The organism is Planomonospora algeriensis, assembly GCF_977012225.1.
In genome coordinates this window covers 1-1,319 of record NZ_CDRNDK010000867.1, presented here as the reverse complement: position 1 = coordinate 1,319, position 1,319 = coordinate 1, and the positions used below count along the sequence as shown (strand labels likewise).

Sequence of the window (1,319 nt, the reverse complement as noted above, 5' to 3'; positions counted from 1 at the left end):
GGCTCCCGGCAGAGCGCCCCCCGCGCAGCCGAGGCCGCCCGGTACGCCGACCGGTTGGCCGACCGCGCCTCCGGCGCCGCACGCACGATCGACCAGGCCCGAGAGGCGGTGAACCGGCTCGACGACGGGCTCGGCAAGCTGGCTGACGGCTCGGCGAAGGTCCACCGCGGTCTCCGCGACGCCTCGGCCGCCAACGGGAAGATCACCTCCGGCGTGGCCAAGCTCCACGACGGGGCGGGAGAACTCTCCGGCGGGCTCACCGAGTTCGGCGGCGGCGTGGCGAAACTCCGCGACGGGGCCGTCCAGGCCGACACCGGGGTCGGCGCCCTGCAGGGCGGGGCCGGGAAGCTCACCGGCGGCATCGACCGGCTCTCCGGCGGGCTCGGCGAGCTCGCGGACGGCTCGCGCGAGCTGAGCCGCAGGCTCGGCGACGGGGCGGGGGAGATCCCCGACTACGACGAGGAGGAGCGCGCCGGCCGTACCGCGATGATGAGCGAGCCCGTCACCCTGGCCAGCGCCGTCGTCAACGAGGTCCCCAACTACGGCACCGGCTTCGCGCCGTTCTTCGTCCCGCTGGCGCTCTGGGTCGGCGCGATGGTCGCCTACATGGTGCTCCGCCCGCTCAACCCGCGTCTCCTGGCCGGTACGGCCCCCGCCTGGCGGATCGCCCTGGGCGGATGGCTGCCCGGCCTGGCCCTGGGCGCGGCGCAGGCCGGCGTGCTGGCGGCGGTGCTCCGGTTCGCCCTCGGCCTCCAGGCGGCGCACTGGGCCGGGACGATCGGGATCCTGCTGCTCACCACGGCCGCGTTCCTGGCGATCGTGCAGGCGGTCAACGCCCTGCTCGGCGCGCCGGCCGGGTCGCGGTGCTGGCGCTGCTCATGCTCCAGCTGACCTCCGCCGCCGGAACCTACCCGATCGAGACCTCGCCCGGCTTCTTCCAGACGATCTCGCCGTGGCTGCCCATGAGCTGGGTGGTCAGCGCGCTGCGCCGGCTGATCAGCGGCGGCGACCCGACCGTGATCTGGCAGGCCTGCGGGGTGCTGACGCTGTGGACCGCGCTGGGACTGGCGCTGAGCGTCTACGCCGTGCACCGGGGGCGGACCTGGTCGATGCGCCGCCTCCATCCCGAGCTGTCGCTCTGACGTCCCCCTCCGCCCGGAGGCGGGATCGCGACCCGGCTTCCCCACGGTGGGGGAAGCTCCCGCACGACGCGGGGAAGCTCCCGCACGATGGGGGCGACGGGGTGGCTACCGTGGTCGGCATGGTGACTCCTCCGCTCCCTGAAGGGAGCGGCTTCTCGCTAAGCCGCTTGCGCAGCC

At 74.9% G+C, this 1,319-nt stretch carries 2 protein-coding genes; both read left to right on the top strand.

Going from position 1 to position 1,319, the window contains the following annotated elements; all coding sequences use genetic code 11:
- The coding region (locus ACWJ6R_RS36495) for a YhgE/Pip family protein (RefSeq protein WP_449066570.1) at positions 1-891 on the top strand (891 nt) is incomplete at its 5' end.
- On the top strand, positions 864-1,142 hold the full coding sequence (locus tag ACWJ6R_RS36490; RefSeq protein WP_449066569.1) for a hypothetical protein: 279 nt from the start codon (positions 864-866) through the stop codon (positions 1,140-1,142). The genes ACWJ6R_RS36495 and ACWJ6R_RS36490, both read left to right, overlap by 28 nt.
- The last annotated feature ends 177 nt before the right edge of the window (positions 1,143-1,319 follow it).